Source organism: Chitinophaga sp. RAB17 (assembly GCF_052114225.1).
Classification (GTDB): Bacteria; Bacteroidota; Bacteroidia; order Chitinophagales; family Chitinophagaceae; genus Chitinophaga.
Map to the genome: position 1 here is coordinate 65,379 of NZ_JBFREI010000014.1, position 19,858 is coordinate 85,236.

The following is a 19,858-nucleotide window of genomic DNA, read 5'->3' on the forward strand; positions in this document are numbered from 1 at the left end:
ACGGTTATTTAGCAGGCGGCTATACTTTGTCAGCGGCGTCCGGCCTGATGGTTACCTGTACTTTCTGGATGCGCATTTTATTTACTTCCAGTACAGTAAAATCATAGTTGTTGTAGTTAATAACGCTGTTTTCTTCCGGAAATTTTCCGGCCAGCTCAAGTATCAGGCCGCCGAGGGAGTCGCTTTCGCCTTTCACCGTTTCAAAGGTTTCAGGAGGTATGTTCATGATCCGGCAAACATCATTCAGCATTGTTTTGCCTTCAAATACATAGGTGAAGTTGTCTACTTTGTTGTAGTTGAATTCTTCCTCGTCAAATTCGTCTTTGATATCGCCGATTACTTCTTCCATGATATCTTCCAGGGTAACAATACCGGAAGTACCGCCGAATTCGTCCACCACTACGGCGAAATGCATGCGACGGCTCTGGAATTCGGAGAGCAGGTCTTCAATAAGTTTATGTCCGTGTACAAAGAAAGGCTGACGCATTACTTCGTGCCAGTCAAAATTGCTTCCTTTGTCGAGGTGGGGTAGCAGGTCCTTGGTATGAATAACACCTACTATGTTATCCAGGTTATCCTTATATACGGGTAGGCGGGAGTAGTGCAGATCAGCTACGCGTTTCACGATATCGCCAAACGGGCTGTCATATTCCACTCCATTTACGTCGAGCCGGCCGCGCATAATCTGTTTTACGGTGATGTTGCCGAATTTGAGGATGCCTTTCAGGATATTTTTTTCTTCCTGGGAGGCGGTGGGGTCTACGCTCATTTCGATGGCTTCATCAATTTCCTGGTAGTTTACAGGGCCGCTGCCCCGGTGAAACAGGCGGGCTTCGATGCTGCCGCTGAGGCTTACAAAGAAATCGCTTACCGGCTCCATGGTGGCATGAACCAGGCTTACAAACCAGGCGAAATAGGTAGCAAAACGAATATTGTTCTGGGCGGCCCATACCCTGGGGAGTATTTGGCCGAAGAACAGTAATATCAGGCAGATAGCGGCAATGCGTACCACGAGGGAAACAACCGGCAGTGTTTGCAGGTCTTCCATCTGGGTAACGAGGTAGTTGGTGATCATGATGAATGCAATGGTCAACAGGATACCCGCTATTTGTAAAGACGCGAGGAGTGATTTCGGCTTTTCCAGTAGTTTGGTAATAAGTTTGCCGGAGGCATTCTGCCGGGTTTTAAGCACGTTCAGGTCCTTATAATTTAAGGAAAAGAAAGCTACTTCTGCCCCGGATACGATGAAGGTAAGCAGCAGTAGAACAAATATAACAAGCAGAAATACCACCACATTAGGGGTGCCAATAGGTGCGCTGGCTTGTAAAAAATAGGATACGTTGCTTGCCGAAAGGATGCCCAAGATGTTCAACTTTGATGTAAATAATCAAAAATAAGGGGAAAGTAATTCATGGAATTGCTTTCCCTGCACGCAAATATAAGTAATGTCCCTATATGGGATTACGTAGGATCAAAACTTAATATTTTTTTGCAACTAAAAAGGCAGATCGTCTGCAGGTTCATTCAATGAAGGGGGGATTTCCAGTTCCCGGAAATTTTCTCCACTGCCTGTGCTCGTACTGCTATGGTGAGGTATGGGGTGATCTTGGTTATTGAGGTCCATGCGTTTATCCAGCATAACCAGGTTGTCTCCTACAACTTCGGTGGCAAATTTCTTGTTGCCTTCTTTGTCTTCCCAGCTGCGGGTGCGTAAACGGCCTTCAATATAAACCAGACTGCCTTTGTGCAGGTATTTCTGCGCCAGTTCGGCCAATCCCCGCCAAAGCACCACCGTATGCCATTCTGTTTGTGAAATGAGCTTACCGGCCCTGTCTTTGAATGTTTCAGTAGTTGCCAGCGAAAATTTGGCTACTGCAATATTCCCTTCCAGAAACTGTACATCCGGATCTCTGCCCAAATTGCCTATCAGGATTACTTTATTAACACCTCTCATAGTTGTAGGTTTTTTTAGTCTATTGTTAAAAAGTTCTTCTTTTAATAAATAAACAACCTTCTTAAAGTTAATATTTTTTTCCAATCGATAGTGAAAAATTTCTTACTGGCAGCCGATTGAGCCGGATTTTCTCTTTCACTACTATTACTGAACTGTCTTAATGGGTAATGTATATTTTTTATCTCTATGCGTGAAGGTTAAAATAATTGCAGGTGGTTGCTTTCCAGAAAGGTGGTAATTGTTTTTGGGAAAGCATAGTTGTTCAGACTGTTTCTAGCCACCAGCATGTATCCTGGCAGATCAGGGCGCTTTTTTAGAGTAATACTAATAAACTGACTATGAATGGTTTGGTGGGTGAGTTGTTGTTTAAAGGGAGCTGATACCCGGTCTATTTCAAAAGTGATGTTGCCGAAAAGTTGCCGGAATGCTTCGGAAGACTGTATCGCGGTGATATCTGAAGGTGCTGGTGTTTCAATGAGAATGAACTCATGGAGGTTTTGCCAGATATCGCTGTCAGTTCTTTTCCGGATGAAGATTTCTTCTTTATAATTAACCAGCAGGTAGTTGAAGTACCTTTTTTTAATTTTTAATTTTTTGGTTTTTATCGGGAGAAGGGGAACTAACTGATTATGCAGGGCCACGCACTTTTTCCGGAGGGGGCAGTCTGCGCATAGTGGTTGCTGTGGTTTGCATACCACTGCGCCGAAGTCCATAATACTCTGATTATATTCCGAAGAAGCGCCCTCGGGGAGGAGTTCCTGGGCCAGGGTATCGAATTGTTTTTTGCCGGCGGTGCTGTCTATGGGCGTTTCGATGCCGAAGTAGCGGGAGAGGACCCGGAAAACATTGCCGTCGAGTACGGCATAGGGGAGATTAAAAGCAAAGGAGGCGATGGCAGCAGCAGTATATGGACCTATTCCTTTGAGCGCTTTAATTTCTTCATACTGATCCGGGAACTTTCCATGATGGAGGTTGGTAATTTGGCGGGCAGCGGCCAGCATATTTTTACAGCGGGCATAATAGCCTAATCCCTGCCACAGGCGGAACACTTCTTCCTCCGGGGCGGCCGCCAGTTTAGTGACGGTGGGATAGTTTTGGATGAAGCGCTCATAGTACGGCCATCCTTGCTCCACGCGGGTTTGCTGGAGAATTATTTCAGATAGCCAGATACGATATGGATTCTTTTCACCCTTCCAGGGCATGTTGCGGGTGTTCATTTCCCGGTTCCATTCCAGTAATTTTTCAGTAAAAAAATGTCGGGGTGATATCATTTATATATTATTTTAATAAAATTATTTAGTATATTGATATGGCAAATGCTGTACAAAACCCTATAAGGTACAACAGATACCCATTTCCGGGCCTGCAAATAAATATAAATTATCGCCAATACCAGTTATAAGAAAAAATGATAAAATTTATTTGCTTAAAATTCAGCAATTAGAATTTTTAAATTAACTTTGAGAGTAAAGTAATCCTCTCGCTTTCATATGAGAAAAGCTGATTTAATTAACAACATTGCTGAAAAAACCGGCATCCCCAAAGTCGATGTGTTAGTCACACTCGAGGCTATGTTCAAAGAGGTGAAAGAAGCACTTGCAAACGGAGAACACATTTATATCCGTGGGTTTGGAAGTTTCATCACTAAGAAAAGAGCAGCCAAGATTGGGCGTAACATCAAGAAGAACGTAGCTGTGGAGATCCCCGAGCACTTTATTCCGGCATTTAAACCTTCGAAAGAATTTGTTGCTGAGGTAAAGAAGCTTAAAAGTTCTTAATTTTGCAGCCTAATAATTTAGGCGATGCAAAAATCACAAGTTCTTCTGGTGGGTGCTGCGGTAGCACTATTGGTGATATTATTCGCCTTTGGCCGTACTGTGCCCCGGTCAGAAAAGAAACCTATGTCATCTGCCGCCCCTATGCAGGGTGGACAGGATGTAGAACCTATTGCCTTCTCTGAACTGCTTACTACAGCGAAGGGGAAAATTCCTGCTGAAAAACTTTTACGGGTAAATTCAATTGAGACAAATGTTGTCCGCGGGGATGTGAAGACCCAACAGATAGCCGCATACCAACAATTGTACAACACCTGGGACAGCCTTAATCAGCTGCCCGTAGCCGCATATTATCTTGGCGAAGCCGCTAAGTTGGAAAATTCCGAAAAAAGCCTCACCTTTGCAGCCAATTTATTTTTGGCCCACTTGCAACATGCAGAAGATCCGCGTGTAGCAAAATGGGAAGCCCAGCAAGCAATCACTTTGTTTGATCAGGCAATACAATTGAACCCGGCTAACGACACACTTAAAATATCACAGGCCATGGTGTACATGAACACCGGTGAACCTATGACAGGTGTGGCTAAGCTAAGAGAAGTAGTGGCTGCACATCCTGATAATATAGACGCACAGGTTACTTTAGCTAACCTTGCTATTACATCGGGTCAGTACGATAAAGCTATCGAAAGACTGGAAGGCGTTGCGAAGAGTCACCCGGATAATGCGAAAGTATTATTTGTGCTGGCAGAGTCGTACCGGAGCAAAGGAGATAAAAAGAAAGCGATTGAGCTGTTTGAAAAAGCAAAACAGCTGATGACCGATCCGGAATTGAAGAAGGAAGTAGATAGTTACATTAAAAGTATTCAATAATATTATTTTTCAATCATTTAAAAACGTATCAGCGTATGCCTTGCGGTAAGAAAAGAAAAAGACATAAAATTGCCACTCACAAGCGTAAAAAAAGACTGAGAAAGAACCGGCATAAAAGTAAAAAGAAATAATTACTCCAGTTTCCCGCCATTTATACTAATACGGTATTTTCCCGGCGCGGTGGTCGGATAAAAATTTTCATATATCCTGCATGATTCTAGCATTTACTTCTTAAATTGCTATAGTCATGCAGGTTGTTTCCATAGATCCCGCAATTGAATTCTCCGGACATTACCTGCAGTGATCGCTGAACCCTTAAGCAATCCATTCGTCACGAACGTGAAGAAATACGCTAACTTTATGGTGAGCTATTGTTTTGGTATGCAGTAAGCTGTTCTTACTTAATAGCCGTGTGCATAGCATAAAGGTGAAGTTTTAAAGGTTAAAATTTTGGACGCTTGAATAAGGAACTTATTATAAATGCGGCTCCCACAGGGGTGGAAATTGCGTTACTGGAAGATAAGAAGCTAGTGGAATTACATCACGAAAGTGGCAATCCTAACTTCTCAGTAGGCGATTTGTACCTGGGCAAGGTGAAAAAGCTGATACCCGGCTTAAATGCTGCATTTGTGGACGTTGGCTTCGAGAAAGATGCCTTCTTACATTACACGGATCTCAGCCCCTATATCCGATCTATTCTTAAATTTACTGCAACAGCTATCAGCGATAAAACGCCCGATGGATTCGATTTCACTAAGTTTAAAAATGAACCGGAAATAGTGAAGACCGGTAAAATTACTGATGTACTGGGAGGGAAACCCAACATCCTCGTACAAATTCTGAAAGAACCCATTTCTTCTAAAGGCCCACGCCTTAGCTGCGAAATCTCTTTACCCGGAAGGTTTATAGTGTTAACACCCTTTAATGATATTGTTGCGGTTTCTAAAAAAATCCACTCCTCCGAAGAAAGAAAAAGATTGCAGAAAATTGTGGAAGCTATCAAAACGCCCAACTTTGGCGTTATTGTACGCACCGCCGCTGAAGGAAAGAAAACAGCAGAATTACACGAAGATCTGACGACCCTCGTTCAAACCTGGAAAAATATCCAGGCCAATCTCAGCGGTGGCGTTGCCCCGCAAAAGATCCTGAGTGAACAAACCAAAACAGCCAGTATTCTCCGCGACTTGCTCAATGAGAGCTTTAACCGTATAGTCGTTAACGATAAAAATATATATACAGACACCAAAACGTACATTCAAAAGATTGCACCCGAAAAGTCTGATATCGTTAATTACTATAATAACGGATCGCCTATCTTCGATAACTTCGGTATTACCCGCCAGGTAAAGGCGTCTTTCGGTAAAACCGTAAACCTCGACAGCGGCGTATACCTCATCATTGAAGCTACCGAAGCACTACACGTAGTAGATGTTAACAGCGGATATAAAAGCTCCAGCAATAACCAGGAACAAAATGCCCTCGCATCCAACCTGGAAGCAGCTGCAGAAATTGCCCGACAGCTAAGGCTGCGCGATCTGGGTGGTATCATTATCATTGACTTCATTGATATGAAACTGCCGGAAAACAAAAAGGCAATATTTGAAGCCATGGAGAAATTTATGGCCCAGGACAGAGCAAAACATACCATCTTACCGATATCGAAATTTGGCCTCATGCAAATTACCCGCCAACGGGTAAAACCTGAGATCACCATTTCTGTAGCTGAAGATTGTCCTACCTGCAGAGGAACAGGTAAAATCGGCGCCTCCATGCTGATCCTCGAAGACATTGAGAAAAACCTGCAATACCTGCTGAATCACCAGCATAAAGGTCTCACCATTCGCACACATCCTATATTGTACGCTTACCTTACCAAAGGATTCCTTGCATCCAAACAATGGAAATGGTATTTCCATTATAAAAAATGGATCAAATTAAAAGCCGACTCCAATTACCATCTTACTGAATATCGTTTCTTTGACGCCAATGACGAGGAAATCAAGTTATAAAAAGCAAAAGGTCCGCAACTGCGGACCTTTTGCTTTTTATAACTTGATTTCCAGCTGTTAGCCATTAGCTGTTAGCTGTTAGCAAAATGCAGCGAAGTTGATGGTATAGATTACTATCTCCGCTGTATTTTGCTAACAGCTAACAGCTAACAGCTAATGGCTAAAAGCTATTAATGGCTAACAGCTAGAATCGATAATCCTCTCTTGCTGGACTGAAACTGTCTATTATTTTGCAGTCCGCCAGCGCACGGCCACCATGCGGTGTATTCGGTGGAATCACCAGCGTATCATATTGTTTCAATAGATATTTTCTTCCATCCAGATTCATTTCAAAACTGCCTTCCGCTACATACATGATCTGCTCATGCGGATGCTGATGGATAGGCGAATCCGAACCAGCTGTTATTTCCCAGAATGCCAATGTACTTTTGCTACCATGTACAAAACGACCGTAATGGCCGGCAATCGTGTTCTTTACAGGGATCTCATCTAAAGAAGCAGGTTTATTCATATTTATAGCATTTAGATATTAAATATAGTTTATACAGCAGATTTTAACAACGACCTGAAGCTATAAGTATATATATTTCATACATTTACCGTCATTAATACCCTTTTAATCCCAATTATAATTGTCATGTTTGTTTAAGTAAATAAATACATCCATTACGCATATGACTATACGTTTCTACTCCTTATTCGCCTTACTGTCGTTGATTATCTTTGCTGCCTGCCAGCAACAAAGTGGTTCCCGCAAAAGAACGAAGGCAAGAGATACCTCTCACTATACCAAGCAAGCGTATATTGACCAGACTATCGATAGCAATTATGTGAATACATTTCTGCAGTCACATAAAGCTTATGATGCCTATGACGAATCTATTCTCAACTTCTACCGCAAGCGCGATTTCCATTATGCATGGATCAATAAAGAGGGACTGACAGAACAAGCCAGCAACTTTATTAACATGATGAAAAATGATGCCGCTTATGGTATCAAAGATAGCAGCCTGATGACACCAGATCTGCAACAACTGACGGATACCCTGCTGGTCAGCGATGTGGGCCTGAAGCCGGGAGATACATCCATTCCCCGCATTGAAATGTTGCTTACCGCGCAATTCTTTGCCTATGGCAATAAGGTATGGAACGGCATTACCGCCGATTCGGCTAAAGACCTGGAATGGTTTATTCCCCGCAAGAAAATAGACATGGAAAGCTTACTGGATTCTATGGTTGGTAAAAAGAATAACGCTTTTGAAGACGATGAACCCGTAAACAGACAATATATCCTCCTGCGTCAACAGCTGAAAAAACTGGCCCTGCTGGAAACTGGTAAAAAATGGGACTCTATCCGGATGACCCAGAAAAGTTTCAAAAAAGGAGATTCTTCCAGTGTAATTGCGGAAGTGAAATACAGGCTGGAAGCCTTTGGAGATCTGCCGGGGACTGACAGCAGCAAACGCTTTACTGTAGCATTGGATACTGCTATCCGTAGCTTCCAGGCCAGAATGGGCATAAAGGAAGATGGTACCATCAATAAAAGTGTACTGGATGCCCTGAATACACCACTGCAGGATCGGATTCAAAAAATATTGCTGAATATGGAGCGTTTGCGTTGGGTACCTATAGAGCCTACTACCGACTACATCCTGGTGAATATCCCACAGTTTAAAATGCATGTATATGATAAAGGCAAATTAGCCTGGAGTTGCAATGTAGTGGTAGGTAAACCTGGTGCCAGCACCGTTATATTTACCAAAGAACTACGGCATATCGTGTTTAGTCCTTATTGGAATGTGCCTCCGGGAATACTGTCAAAAGAAGTGTTGCCAGGCTTGAAACGTAGTGGTGGCGGTTATCTGTCAAGACTGAATATGGAAATTGTCGGTGCCAGTGGAAAAACTATTTCTCCGGGATCTATTAATTTCAGTAAATATTCCGGCGGTAATTTTCCTTATATAGTAAGGCAGAAACCTGGTGGTAAAAACTCATTGGGCAAAGTGAAATTCCTTTTCCCCAACGAATACAATATATATTTACATGATACCCCGGCCCGTTACCTGTTTGGAGAAAACAAGCGTTCTTTCAGCCATGGCTGTATCAGAATTGCGGAACCCAAGCACCTGGCAGAATGGCTGCTGCGTGATGATTCCACCTGGACGGAAAAGAAGATTGATGATGCGATGAATGCCGGTAAAGAGAAATATGTGACCGTAAAGGATAAAGTGCCCGTATTCATTGTGTATTTCACTGCCTTTGTCGATAGTGACGGCAGGCTGAATTTCCGGGATGACGTGTATGGACACGATGCGAAACTGGCTACTTCCTTATTCGGAACAAAGTAATCGAACAAACGATAAAAAAAGCAGCAGCGGGAAGATTTCCTTTCCGCTGCTGCTTTTTTTATAGCAATAATTCTTAGAGGCTTACTGCAATAACCGAAATCTCCACATCCACTCCTTTAGGTAATCCTGCTACCTGCACGGTTTCCCTGGCTGGAAAGTCGCTGGTAAAATAACTGCCATATACGTCATTCACTTGTGGGAATGTTTTCATATCTGTAAGAAAGATGGTTGTTTTTACCACATGTTGAAAACCCAAACCGGCTTCGGTAAGAATGGCCTGCAGGTTTTTCATTACCTGGTGCGTTTCGTCCACGATGCCTGATTTAATCAGTTCGCCGGAAGCCGGGTCCAGGGCTATCTGACCGGATACATACAGTGTGTTGCCAGCTTTCACAGACTGGTTATAAGGCCCAATAGGAGCGGGCGCATTAGTGGTGTTAATGATTTGCTTTTCCATGTAAACGAAAGTAAATAATAATTAAGAACGCACAAATGTCTGTCAGGGCAGATGTACTATAATTAATGATTCTTTATTAGGTTTGCCGAAATTTAACGCATGAATATCCTGGTAATAGCAGATGCGCAACGGTACGAAGAATTGCAGCAGAAGGGAATGGCCACGCATCATGACATACAATGGAAAACAAGCCTGGAAGAGGTATTGTCACTAAAAGTATTTGACCTGGTGCTGGATCTCATCTTCGACGACCGGCCGGAGCATGCCCTCATGTATGCAAAGAATCCGGGGATTCCGGTGTTGGCAGGTATGGTAAAAACATCTTTATCCGACATCATGAACCAGTTTGCCTTTGAGCAGGGATTCAATATCATGGGTTGTAATTTTTTACCGGGATTTGTGAATATGCCGGTGATGGAGGTAACGGTGATGGATGAAGGACAAAAGGAAACGCTGGATGGGATCATGTATAAACTAGGCTGGGAATATGCGTTGGTGGCGGATGTTGTTGGTATGGTTACTCCCCGGGTGGTATGCATGATCATTAATGAAGCTTATCTCACGGCACAGGAAGGAACGGCCTCCCGGGAGGATATAGACACTTCCATGCGTTTGGGTACCAACTATCCTTATGGTCCTTTTGAATGGAGTGAGCGGATCGGAATACTGCATGTGTACGAAGTATTGAAGGCCATACACGATGTTACCGGTGATGACCGTTATGAAGTAGCAGCCTCTTTGCAAATAGCATACGAAGCGATTTAATTTTTTACATGGCACTTATACTGAATATAGATACCGCAACAACTACCGGCTCTGTGAGCCTTTCCCGCGATGGGCAAGCCATACAAACGCTGGTGAATGAAAAGCAGCAGGATCATGCTGCTACGATGATTTTATTTGTGCAGCAGATATTGAAGGAGCAAGGCATTTTACCTGAAGCACTGGATGCTATTGCGGTGAGTGCCGGTCCGGGTTCCTATACCGGACTAAGGGTAGGAGTGGCTACTGCAAAGGGTTTGTGCTATGCATGGCATAAACCGCTACTGGCTATTTCCACATTACAGATGATGGCGCAGGGATTAGTAGCTGCTATAAAAGATGAACAGGCCTGGTATTGTCCGATGCTGGATGCCCGCAGGCAGGAAGTGTTTATGGGGCTGTATGATGCCGGTTTACAGGAGATCATGCCGCCACAGGCCATGATCCTGGAGCCTTCTTCTCTGGATAGTCCGCTGGCAGAAAAGAAAATTTACTTTTTCGGAGATGGCAGCCCTAAATGGGAGCTGATGTTATCTTCGCATAAAAATGCTATTTTTGCAGAATATGTGATAAGTGCGGCCCATATGGCGCCGCTTTCCGCGCAGGCTTTCGATAAAAAAATGTTCGTTGATCTGGCTTATTTCAGTCCATTCTACCTCAAGCCGTTTTATTCTCCTCAGAAACCCTGAACACATAACGTTGTTTTGTCATAGAAGAGTCAAATTACATCTAATTTGCAAGTATCCGGGGGTTATATATGATAAAATAAGGTATGGAAATTTTTTTTATTGTGATAGATATTATATTTTTGTATAAATCGATTACCGCAATTGTTGTCTAACTGTTTGCGAGTACTGTCCGTTGATCCCTTTCATTTCATCATTTTTTTAAAACTATTATGCGATGGAAAAAACATTATTAACTACCTCTTCTAATACTCTTATTATTTCTAGAGGTACCAATGAAAAAGACCAGATCAAATTGGATTACATTGCCGTCAAGAAGGCTGCTATGGTTTTACGTGCTATCAACCATAAGCTGCGCCAGCAGATGATTAAGCTGCTGGAAGACCACAAGAAAATGACCGTGACCGAGATTTATGTGAAGTTGCGTCTGGAACAATCGGTAGCATCGCAACACCTCGCCATATTAAGGCGCGCAGGCATTGTAATTACAGAAAGAGATGGTAAGTTTATTCACTACACCATCAACAAGCAACGTATTGCTGAAGTGGCGAAGTTTGTGGAAGAACTTGTTGGGTAAAAGTATTGCTCCGTATTACATACGGAAGAAAATTATATAAAAAAGTAGCCATAACGGCTACTTTTTTATTTTGGTATAGATTTTATCCATATCTACACCTACTGAGAAGTTGTAAATTTGTAAAAATCAAAAACCATGTTCGTAAAACAATTGTACACCAACTGTTTGTCGGAAGCGGCATACTTCATTGAATCTGAGGGAGTAGCTGTGGTGATAGACCCGTTACGTGATATCGAAGTTTATCTAGATCTGGCAAAAGAACGCAACGCAACCATTCAATACATTTTTGAAACGCATTTTCATGCGGACTTTGTTTCCGGACATCTGGAACTGGCTGCAGCTACCGGCGCAAAAATTGTTTATGGCCCGGATGCAGTGACCAACTTTGAAACGTATGTAGCCAAAGACAACGAAGTATTCAAGATCGGCGCTGTTACCATGAAAGTATTACATACGCCTGGTCATACGATGGAATCTTCCTGCTACCTGCTGCTCGATGAAAAAGAACAGCCTTATGCTGTATTTACCGGAGATACTTTATTCGTTGGAGACGTAGGCCGCCCGGATCTTTTCAGCGGTGACCTCACCAAGGAAGAACTGGCAGCATACCTGTTTGATTCTCTCAACAACAGGATCAAAACATTGCCTGATCAGGTGATTGTTTACCCCGCACATGGCCCTGGTTCTGCCTGCGGTAAAAACCTGGGTCCTAATACTTACAGCACCATCGGTGATGAAAAAGCCACCAACTACGCATTGCTGGCCACAGATAAGGAAAAGTTTATTGAAGAAGTAACCAGCGGTTTAACTACGCCTCCATCTTACTTCCCTATCAATGCTAAAATAAATAAAGAAGGATATGATGCGCTGAAAGCTGTCATGGAAAAGGCAATGCAGCCACTTTCTCCTGCTGAATTTAAAGCAAAAGGACAGGAAGGGGCATTGATCCTGGATACCCGTCCGGCTACCGAATTCGGTGACGGATTTGTTCCCGGCGCTATCAGCATAGGTTTGGAAGGACGTTTCGCAGAATGGGCTGGTAGCTTGTTGCCTTTTGATCAGGACATCATCCTGGTTACGCCAATTGGCAAAGAAGAAGAAACTGTTGTGAGAATGGCCCGTGTAGGATTTGATAACGTTACCGGCTATCTGAATGGAGGCTACCCTGCATGGGAAGCATCCGGCGAAGCCAAAGACATGATCATCACCGTGGAAGCAGACGAACTGGCCATGGACCTGCCACACGATCCAAACCTAGTGATCCTCGATGTCCGTAAACCAATTGAATTTGCAGATGGACACATCAAAAATGCCATCAACATTTCACTGGGTGATATGATGGATCCCGGAAAAATGGCAGATATGGAAGATAACTTTAACCTGTACGTTCATTGCCAGGGTGGTTATCGCAGCATTATTGCCTGCTCTATCATGAAAAGAGAAGGTATCCACAATTTGCGCAACGTAGACGGTGGCTTCGCTAAAATGAAAGACCAGAAAGGATTGCAGGTGGTACAGGAAAAAACAGTACTGAACTAAAGTATAAGAATTACGAATTTCAAATTACGAATTACGGGCTTGCAGATGATCAACGTGGAAATGACGCTGATGTCTGCAAGCCCGTAGTTCGTTATCCTACTTTTGGCTATTCGCTTTGTAATCGTTAACTTCTTCCTACAAAATTGTTTGGGCATGACTACCAGAACCCTGGCAATAGCCTCCATATTTTTCATAGGTGCGTTTATATTCGCCTGTAAACCCTCTGATGCAACACTAAAAGAAGAAGTAAATGAAAAATTAAGCCTCGTTCCCGGCATCTCTGCTGATGTGAAAGATGGTGTAGTTATTCTCACTGGAGAAGTAAGCGATGAAGTAGCCAAATCGGCTGCAGAAGACGCGTTGAAAGGAGTGAGAGGGGTGAAATCTGTGCAGGATAATATTACCATAAAAGCCCCGCTGCCACGGGAGACACCGCCAGTGGCCATTAATCCTGATGAAATACTTAAAAAAAGCCTGGACTCCGTTTATGCTGCTAATGGCTTTACAGATATCACAGTAACCATCGCTAACGGAGAAGTGACCCTCGATGGTAGCGCCAAAAAGAAACAGCTGCGTAAGGTCATGCAGATAGCGCAGCAATCTGCCGCAAAAAAAGTAACGAATAATGTGAAGGTGAAATAAACTGATACGGTACTACTATCCTGACTTTGTATGCAGTGATGCATGGACCTTTGCGGCTCACATCTTCCTATAAACCCTTCCCGTTTTTCTGTCCCTGATATTGATGTTTCCAGCGACGATGGCTCCACACCCATACTTCAGGCTGTTCGTGGATGTTGTTCTCCAGATACCGTACAAACGTTTCTGTGATTTCTCCATCTGGTTCCTGCTGAGGATTTTCGAATGCGAGTTTTAAAGTAGCGTTATAGTATCCTCTTTTTATTTTGCGGATATCCACAAATACTACGGGGATATTGCTGCGCTTAGCTCCCATTTCAGGGCCTTTGTAGAAGGGTGTCATTTTGTTGAGGAACGGATACCAATAGCAACTGCGGGGATTACCCGGATTCTGATCCGCTACCAATGCGATCAGGTATTGCTTGTTGGTCCAGGCCTTCATGCTGTTACCCATATCATTGGCGGGGATCAGGATGGTGCCGAACTTTTCCCGGAAGTGGCGGAACATGCGATCCGCGGGCTTGCTGGTAAGTGGCATATATACCACGAGGAAAGGGAAGGCTACATCCTGCATACAAAACAGGTTGGCCCATTCCCAGTTAAAATTATGCCCCAGGTGCAGCTGACAGCTTTTGCCCTGTGCATATAATTCGTGCAGTACAGTGAGATCACATTTGAAGCGCTTTTGCAATTGCGCTTTGCTCATGGTGAGCAGTTTGATGGTTTCCACCATCATGTCTGTAAGGTTGTGATAGTATTTTTTAGCAATAATGGTAATTTCTTCCTTCGACTTATCCGGAAAGGCTTGTGTCAGATTCTCCATCACCACTTTCCTGCGATATCCGATGATATAGTATACCAGTACGTATAGCACGTCGCTGATAAAGTAGAGTACCGGAAATGGCAATATGGAAAGACTATAGCAAAAAGCAAGCAGCAGATAATACATATTCCTGTTTGTTGTAAATCCAACGCAAAGGTAATGAAAGACAGCCGTTTAGCTTACAATACAATGTTTTGTATCAACTCAGACTTAAACGGATAATCAGTATTGAAATGAAGTCCCCTGCTTTCTTTGCGGAAGGACGCGCCTTTTACAATCAGATAACCTGCTGTGATAAGATTGCGTAGCTCACACAATTGTGGCGACACCATGGTTTTTTCGTAGAGGTCTTCTGTTTCTTCATGTAAGATATCCAGTCTGCGGAGGGCGCGTTGCAAACGCACATCTGTTCTTACAATTCCTACGTAATCACTCATAATCTGTTTGAGTTCTTTCAGACTTTGTGTGATGAGGATCATTTCTTTAGGCGCCGTAGTGCCGGTGGCTACCCAGTCGGGCACATTCTCTTTAAATTCCAGCTGGTCTATTTTGCTGGTAGTATCTATAAAGCAGCGGTGTGCAAATACCATGGCTTCCAGCAATGAGTTGGAAGCAAGGCGGTTGGCGCCATGAAGACCGGTACTGGAGCATTCGCCGCAGGCGTATAAACTGCGGATGGAGGTTAATCCCCACTCATTGATCTTGATACCACCACAGCTGTAATGAGCTGCAGGCGTTACCGGAATCATTTGGGTAGCTATATCAATACCGGCAGTCTTACAGGTTTCGTAGATGTTGGGGAAATGGTGAATAAATTTCTCCAGATCCATATGGCGGCAGTCGAGGTATACATGTTCGGTACCGGTGATCTTCATTTCGCTATCAATGGCGCGGGCCACGATATCGCGCGGAGCCAGCGACAGGCGCGGATCGTATTTATGCATGAAGTCTTCCCCATGAATATTGCGAAGAATACCGCCATCCCCCCGTACGGCTTCTGAAATCAGGAACGAAGGGTTTACGCCCGGTTGGTACAAAGCCGTAGGGTGAAACTGGATGAACTCCATGTTTTCGATACGACCTTTGGCGCGGTATACCATGGCTACGCCATCGCCGGTGGCGATGTTGGGATTGGTAGTACTGCGATATACCTGTCCGTTGCCACCAGTAGCCAGCAACGTTACTTTGGCAAGAATCTTTTCTATTTTGTTGGAGGTAAGGTTCAGCACATATACACCATAACATTCAATGTCTGGTGTGGATTTGGTGACCAGGTAACCCATATGATGCTGGGTGATGAGGTCTACTACAAAGCAATGTGTGATCAGTTCTATATTGGGCCGGCGATGGATAGCATCCAGCAGTGCGCGTTCTATTTCTTTACCGGTAACGTCTTTATGATGAATAACCCTGAATACGGAGTGGCCGCCTTCACGGCCGAGGGAGAAGTCGCCATCGGGGTTTTTATCGAAGTTAGCTCCCCACTCAATGATTTCGTTGACCCTTTCCGGGCCTTCTGTTACCACGATTTTTACTACCTCCTCATTACAGAGTCCGTCACCGGCGATGAGGGTATCCTCAATGTGTTTCTCGAAACTATCATTTTCCAGGTCATTTACCACTGCCACACCGCCCTGGGCGTATTTGGTATTGGTTTCATCTTCCCGGCTCTTGGTGATAATCGTGATCTTTTTATCCGGACATTGTTGTGATACCTTGAGCGCATAAGTGAGCCCCGCAATTCCTGAACCGATGACAAGAAAGTCTGTTTGCTGCATAGTTAGACAAAAGTAAGAATTACGGATTAAAAATTACGAATTACGATTTGGCGGAAGCCATCTGCGAATATCCTCCGTTATCCTCTTCTTACTAATTCATAATTCTTACCCGGAAGTACTCTGTACTGCCATATACCAGTCCCCATTGAGCAAAGCCATAGGTAAGCATTACCAGGATGTCTCCACCGGGCAGCGGGTGGTAGAATTTGCCTACGGCAATCAGGGAATCAGAGATCAGAAATAATACGGCGCCTGCCATACAATACCAGCCTGTTGGTTGTCGCCGGAAGTGAAAGGCATGGAGTACACTTTGCACCGTAATAGAAAGCGCCAGTGCATATACAATAACAGGAATGGTTAAACTACCTAGATAGGGCACCAAAAACAAGATAAACACAATCACGACTGCTGCGTTCAAAAACACCAGCGGGTATTTGCAAAACGGCACCGGCAGATTACTATACCTTATTTTCAAAAAGAAGATAATGTACATGATATGAGCTATGAGGAAGCTGCCCAGTCCGGGAAGAAATAAATTATTAAACAGCAGCAGGTCATCTCCCAGGGAGGAAAAGAACAACGCCAGCAACAGGAAAAGGCGGAAACTGCGCGGTATTTTGACATCGGCATACAATACATAAATCGCCAGGAGTACTACCAGCAGGGGCTTTGTGGCATACCGATAACTATCTTTGTCAAGTGCAATGAGCAGTATGTCTGCCAGCAATATAAGGAAGTATATAATCAGACTTCGAGGGCGCAGCATGAGGAAAAGGGCTTATAGTACCAATATAACAATTATTCTCTAAGTATTCAACAGAATATAGAACGTAGTGCCGTTACCGTTAATACCGGGACTCATCACTTTTAGCTGTCCGCCGTGCATTTGTATGATTTGTTGTGATAAGCTCAAACCAATGCCGGAGCCTTTCTTTTTAGTAGTGAAGAATGGAATGAATATTTTGTTCATCGCATCCCGGTCGATGCCCGGGCCATTGTCTGTTACTTCAATGCATATCTGCTGAATGTTGTTAATATACAGTTTCATGCTGATAGCAGCCTGTGGTGTTTGTTCCAGTGCATCCATGGCATTTTTTACCAGGTTGATCAGCACCATTTGCAGTTGTGATACATCTGCATGGATCTCCATGTTTTCGGCATCTACTTCGAGGGTGAATTGTATGCCTGCCTGTTTCATATCTGCCTGGAAAAGACTGCTGACGGAGGTGATGAGTGTTTTTACATTTACGCTGGTAAACTGTGGCTGCGGGAGCGTGGTATAATCGCGGTATGCATTCACAAAGTTCATGATGCCTTTGCTACGGCTTTCCACGGTCTGCAGTGCTTCGCGTAAGTCTGAAATGCCTTCCTGGTGCTGCGCGCCGGGGGCAATGTCAAAATCAACGATTTCCTGCATAGTACCAATCAGCGATACAATTGGTGTGACGGAATTCATGATTTCATGGCGAAGAATTTTGGTGAGGTTTTGCCATGCTTCCAGTTCTTTTTTCTGGAGTTCCGAATGGATATTCTGTATAGAAATAAGTTTGATGAGTCGTCCCTGTAAACGTACGGTGGCGGCGTGTATGGAGAGCTGTTGTTCCTGCCGGGTAGCATACAACGTTTTGTTGCCGGAAGATAATTCCATCAGTAACTCTGCCAGGCCGGGATGCACGGTTTTCAATTCGTGAATGTTACGGAGCCGGTAGATGCCCATCAGGCGGAACGCCGCGGGGTTAATGAGTTCTATCTTCCCTTCAGTATCAAAAGATAATACGCCGATACTGATATGTTGTACGATAGTGTCAATATATTTCAGGTTGGCTTCTTTCTCTGCCCTGGTTTGGCGGAAAGCTTCCAGCACTTCATTGAACTGATGATTGAGCATGCTGAAACTCTTGCCCAGTTTGTTATCCGCGCTGAAGCGGATAGAGAAATCTTCATACCGGATAGATTCCAGGAACAATGTGAGTTTCCGGTTAATCCGGTTCAGGTAATAGTAAATGCCATACAGCTGTAATAATATCAGTGGTAATAACAGGAATGCCAATGGCTGCATGCCGTGCATGTACAGCCATATGGCTGCTGTAAGCGTGATAGCCAGCAGGATAACCCTTAGACTGATATTAATACTGAAGCGATTCATGAAGAGCTTTTAGCCGTTAGCTATTAGCTTTTAGCCTGTAGCGTATAGTCTTAGCTGATAGCTGTATGCTACAGGCTAAAAGCTAATAGCTAACGGCTAAAAGCTATTTAAATGTTATATTTTTCCAATCTTCTATATAGTGCTGCTCTGCTGAGCCCCAGTTCTTTCGCGGCTTCGGTGATGTTTCCGTTACATTTTTTCATGGCCTGTGAAATGATATTCCTTTCCATTTCTTCCAGGTTGTAACCGGTATCCATGGCCTGATCTGCGTTGTTGTTATTTTTTACAAAAACGTCTTTGGGCTGCAGTGTTTTCCCTTGTGAAAGGATCACGGCTCTTTCAATGGCGTGTTGCAGTTCGCGGATATTACCTGGCCAGTCGTAGCGCTCTAATTGAGTGATCAGTGATTCATGCATACTGTTTACCGGGCGTTTATATTTATCGCGGTACAGTTGCAGGAAATGTTCGGCGAGTGGAATGATATCTTCCACCCGTTCGCGGAGGGGAGGAAGGTGTATTTCGATGGTATTGATACGATAGAGCAAATCCTGTCTGAACAGGTGTTGTGCTGCCATGTGTTGTATATTTCTATTGGTAGCGCAGATGAGTCTAACGTCAATGGGTACACTTTTATTGGAACCCACTTTGGTAACAGATCTGTTTTGCAGTACTGTCAGCAGTTTTGCCTGGAAGGGAATAGAGATATTACCTATTTCATCCAGGAAGATGGTACCGCCGCCGGCTTCTTCAAATCGGCCGGTGCGATCTTCGCGGGCATCGGTGAAGGCGCCTTTTACGTGGCCAAATAATTCGCTTTCGAAAAGGGTTTCGCTGATGGCGCCCAGATCCACGCTGACAAAAGGTTTGCTGCTACGGTTGGACTGTGCATGTATTTGCCGGGCCAGCATATCTTTACCGGTACCATTTTCTCCGAGAATAAGAATATTGGCATCGGTGGCGGCTACTTTGGATACCGTATCAAATACAGCCAGCATACCGGGACTTTTACCGATTACCTGGTTGCCGGGATGATGAACGGCAGCGGGTGGTTTATCCTGCTGGGCAGCACGTTTATTATAGGCAGTTTGAATAGTGGCCAGTAGTTTTTCATTTTCCCAGGGTTTGAGTACAAAGTCTACCGCACCCGCTTTGATAGCTCTTACTGCCATTTCCACATCGCCATAGGCGGTGAATAAAACGACAGCCGTTTCCGGTTTAATATCCAGTATACGGTCCAGCCATTCAAAGCCTTCTTTCCCGCTGCTCAGGTCGCGGGTGAAATTCATATCCAGTAAGATTACATCGTAATCAAAGTTGGATACGAGGTAGGGTATTTTTTGTGGATTTTTCTCAAAATCAACCTGTTCAAAATGTCTTTTCAATAACAGGCGTGCTGCACGTAAAACGTCTACATCATCATCTACAATTAAAATCTTAGCTGGTTGCATGTTAGTCATATGCGAAAGGTGAATAGTTGACAATATTAAACAAAGAT

The 19,858-nt window shown here is 43.9% G+C and carries 19 protein-coding genes; 9 read left to right on the forward strand and 10 right to left on the reverse strand.

Annotation, left to right across the window (positions count from 1 at the left end; translation table 11 throughout):
* Positions 1-19: 19 nt before the first annotated feature.
* The 3 genes from gldE to mutY all read right to left on the reverse strand — a co-directional run bounded on the left by gldE (position 20) and on the right by mutY (position 3,225).
* Entirely contained in the window at positions 20-1,363 is a 1,344-nt protein-coding gene (gldE, locus tag AB4Z08_RS31070; protein WP_441577684.1) for a gliding motility-associated protein GldE, read from the reverse strand.
* A gap of 132 nt (positions 1,364-1,495) precedes the next feature.
* Positions 1,496-1,954 (reverse strand): single-stranded DNA-binding protein, encoded by a 459-nt coding sequence (locus AB4Z08_RS31075; RefSeq protein ID WP_441577685.1) that lies wholly within the window; start codon positions 1,952-1,954, stop codon positions 1,496-1,498.
* Between the two features lie 197 nt (positions 1,955-2,151).
* Positions 2,152-3,225 (reverse strand): A/G-specific adenine glycosylase, encoded by a 1,074-nt coding sequence (mutY, locus tag AB4Z08_RS31080; protein WP_441577686.1) that lies wholly within the window; start codon positions 3,223-3,225, stop codon positions 2,152-2,154.
* Between the two features lie 219 nt (positions 3,226-3,444).
* Here mutY and AB4Z08_RS31085 point away from each other — a divergent pair, with 219 nt between their 5' ends.
* The 3 genes from AB4Z08_RS31085 to AB4Z08_RS31095 all read left to right on the forward strand — a co-directional run bounded on the left by AB4Z08_RS31085 (position 3,445) and on the right by AB4Z08_RS31095 (position 6,608).
* Positions 3,445-3,732, forward strand: a complete 288-nt coding sequence (locus AB4Z08_RS31085) for an HU family DNA-binding protein (RefSeq protein WP_073084475.1) — start codon at positions 3,445-3,447, stop codon at positions 3,730-3,732.
* Between the two features lie 24 nt (positions 3,733-3,756).
* Entirely contained in the window at positions 3,757-4,599 is an 843-nt protein-coding gene (locus tag AB4Z08_RS31090) for a tetratricopeptide repeat protein (protein WP_441577687.1), read from the forward strand.
* Positions 4,600-5,057: 458 nt separating this feature from the next.
* Positions 5,058-6,608 carry an Rne/Rng family ribonuclease gene (locus tag AB4Z08_RS31095; protein ID WP_133807633.1) on the forward strand — a complete coding sequence of 517 codons (1,551 nt, stop codon included), beginning with the start codon at positions 5,058-5,060 and terminating at the stop codon, positions 6,606-6,608.
* Between the two features lie 184 nt (positions 6,609-6,792).
* On the opposite strand, the gene AB4Z08_RS31100 is transcribed toward AB4Z08_RS31095, so the two are convergent.
* A complete protein-coding gene (locus AB4Z08_RS31100; protein WP_441577688.1) occupies positions 6,793-7,119 on the reverse strand; it encodes a cupin domain-containing protein in 327 nt (108 codons plus the stop codon).
* Positions 7,120-7,282: 163 nt separating this feature from the next.
* On the opposite strand from AB4Z08_RS31100, the gene AB4Z08_RS31105 reads away from it, so the two are divergent.
* Positions 7,283-8,956, forward strand: a complete 1,674-nt coding sequence (locus tag AB4Z08_RS31105; RefSeq protein ID WP_441577689.1) for a L,D-transpeptidase family protein — start codon at positions 7,283-7,285, stop codon at positions 8,954-8,956.
* Between the two features lie 73 nt (positions 8,957-9,029).
* Here the strand turns inward: AB4Z08_RS31105 and AB4Z08_RS31110 are convergent, their stop codons facing one another.
* The gene (locus AB4Z08_RS31110) at positions 9,030-9,413 is read right to left on the reverse strand and encodes a RidA family protein (RefSeq protein WP_441577690.1); all 384 of its coding nucleotides are present in this window, start codon (positions 9,411-9,413) and stop codon (positions 9,030-9,032) included.
* A gap of 99 nt (positions 9,414-9,512) precedes the next feature.
* Between AB4Z08_RS31110 and AB4Z08_RS31115 the strand changes: the two genes are divergently transcribed.
* From AB4Z08_RS31115 to AB4Z08_RS31135, 5 genes are all read left to right on the forward strand, one after another.
* Positions 9,513-10,178, forward strand: a complete 666-nt coding sequence (locus AB4Z08_RS31115; RefSeq protein WP_441577691.1) for a 3-hydroxyacyl-CoA dehydrogenase family protein — start codon at positions 9,513-9,515, stop codon at positions 10,176-10,178.
* An 8-nt stretch (positions 10,179-10,186) separates the two neighbouring features.
* On the forward strand, positions 10,187-10,864 hold the full coding sequence (gene tsaB / locus AB4Z08_RS31120) for a tRNA (adenosine(37)-N6)-threonylcarbamoyltransferase complex dimerization subunit type 1 TsaB (RefSeq protein ID WP_441577692.1): 678 nt from the start codon (positions 10,187-10,189) through the stop codon (positions 10,862-10,864).
* A gap of 214 nt (positions 10,865-11,078) precedes the next feature.
* The gene (locus AB4Z08_RS31125) at positions 11,079-11,438 is read left to right on the forward strand and encodes an ArsR/SmtB family transcription factor (RefSeq protein ID WP_012788619.1); all 360 of its coding nucleotides are present in this window, start codon (positions 11,079-11,081) and stop codon (positions 11,436-11,438) included.
* Between the two features lie 135 nt (positions 11,439-11,573).
* Positions 11,574-12,977: an MBL fold metallo-hydrolase gene (locus AB4Z08_RS31130; RefSeq protein WP_441577693.1), complete on the forward strand. Its 1,404-nt coding sequence runs from the start codon at positions 11,574-11,576 to the stop codon at positions 12,975-12,977.
* Positions 12,978-13,130: 153 nt separating this feature from the next.
* A complete protein-coding gene (locus AB4Z08_RS31135; RefSeq protein ID WP_441577694.1) occupies positions 13,131-13,619 on the forward strand; it encodes a BON domain-containing protein in 489 nt (162 codons plus the stop codon).
* A 67-nt stretch (positions 13,620-13,686) separates the two neighbouring features.
* On the opposite strand, the gene AB4Z08_RS31140 is transcribed toward AB4Z08_RS31135, so the two are convergent.
* The 5 genes from AB4Z08_RS31140 to AB4Z08_RS31160 form a co-directional block, all read right to left on the reverse strand.
* Entirely contained in the window at positions 13,687-14,565 is an 879-nt protein-coding gene (locus AB4Z08_RS31140) for a lysophospholipid acyltransferase family protein (RefSeq protein WP_441577695.1), read from the reverse strand.
* A gap of 53 nt (positions 14,566-14,618) precedes the next feature.
* Positions 14,619-16,217, reverse strand: coding sequence for an L-aspartate oxidase (gene nadB, locus AB4Z08_RS31145; protein WP_441577696.1), 1,599 nt, complete (start codon positions 16,215-16,217; stop codon positions 14,619-14,621).
* 91 nt (positions 16,218-16,308) lie between these two features.
* Entirely contained in the window at positions 16,309-16,983 is a 675-nt protein-coding gene (locus tag AB4Z08_RS31150; protein ID WP_441577697.1) for a lysoplasmalogenase, read from the reverse strand.
* A gap of 39 nt (positions 16,984-17,022) precedes the next feature.
* The gene (locus AB4Z08_RS31155) at positions 17,023-18,363 is read right to left on the reverse strand and encodes a sensor histidine kinase (protein ID WP_441577698.1); all 1,341 of its coding nucleotides are present in this window, start codon (positions 18,361-18,363) and stop codon (positions 17,023-17,025) included.
* Positions 18,364-18,470: 107 nt separating this feature from the next.
* Positions 18,471-19,811: a sigma-54-dependent transcriptional regulator gene (locus AB4Z08_RS31160; protein ID WP_441577699.1), complete on the reverse strand. Its 1,341-nt coding sequence runs from the start codon at positions 19,809-19,811 to the stop codon at positions 18,471-18,473.
* Positions 19,812-19,858 lie beyond the last annotated feature (47 nt).

Excerpts from the sequence above, each read along its gene's own strand:
- AB4Z08_RS31075 (WP_441577685.1), bottom strand. The coding sequence starts at position 1,954 with ATGAGAGGTGTTAATAAAGTAATCCTGATAGGCAATTTGGGCAGAGAT.
- mutY (WP_441577686.1), bottom strand. The coding sequence starts at position 3,225 with ATGATATCACCCCGACATTTTTTTACTGAAAAATTACTGGAATGGAAC.
- AB4Z08_RS31085 (WP_073084475.1), top strand. The coding sequence starts at position 3,445 with ATGAGAAAAGCTGATTTAATTAACAACATTGCTGAAAAAACCGGCATC.
- AB4Z08_RS31090 (WP_441577687.1), top strand. The coding sequence starts at position 3,757 with ATGCAAAAATCACAAGTTCTTCTGGTGGGTGCTGCGGTAGCACTATTG.
- AB4Z08_RS31100 (WP_441577688.1), bottom strand. The coding sequence starts at position 7,119 with ATGAATAAACCTGCTTCTTTAGATGAGATCCCTGTAAAGAACACGATT.
- AB4Z08_RS31105 (WP_441577689.1), top strand. The coding sequence starts at position 7,283 with ATGACTATACGTTTCTACTCCTTATTCGCCTTACTGTCGTTGATTATC.
- AB4Z08_RS31110 (WP_441577690.1), bottom strand. The coding sequence starts at position 9,413 with ATGGAAAAGCAAATCATTAACACCACTAATGCGCCCGCTCCTATTGGG.
- AB4Z08_RS31115 (WP_441577691.1), top strand. The coding sequence starts at position 9,513 with ATGAATATCCTGGTAATAGCAGATGCGCAACGGTACGAAGAATTGCAG.
- tsaB (WP_441577692.1), top strand. The coding sequence starts at position 10,187 with ATGGCACTTATACTGAATATAGATACCGCAACAACTACCGGCTCTGTG.
- AB4Z08_RS31125 (WP_012788619.1), top strand. The coding sequence starts at position 11,079 with ATGGAAAAAACATTATTAACTACCTCTTCTAATACTCTTATTATTTCT.
- AB4Z08_RS31130 (WP_441577693.1), top strand. The coding sequence starts at position 11,574 with ATGTTCGTAAAACAATTGTACACCAACTGTTTGTCGGAAGCGGCATAC.
- AB4Z08_RS31135 (WP_441577694.1), top strand. The coding sequence starts at position 13,131 with ATGACTACCAGAACCCTGGCAATAGCCTCCATATTTTTCATAGGTGCG.
- AB4Z08_RS31140 (WP_441577695.1), bottom strand. The coding sequence starts at position 14,565 with ATGTATTATCTGCTGCTTGCTTTTTGCTATAGTCTTTCCATATTGCCA.
- nadB (WP_441577696.1), bottom strand. The coding sequence starts at position 16,217 with ATGCAGCAAACAGACTTTCTTGTCATCGGTTCAGGAATTGCGGGGCTC.
- AB4Z08_RS31150 (WP_441577697.1), bottom strand. The coding sequence starts at position 16,983 with ATGCTGCGCCCTCGAAGTCTGATTATATACTTCCTTATATTGCTGGCA.
- AB4Z08_RS31155 (WP_441577698.1), bottom strand. The coding sequence starts at position 18,363 with ATGAATCGCTTCAGTATTAATATCAGTCTAAGGGTTATCCTGCTGGCT.
- AB4Z08_RS31160 (WP_441577699.1), bottom strand. The coding sequence starts at position 19,811 with ATGCAACCAGCTAAGATTTTAATTGTAGATGATGATGTAGACGTTTTA.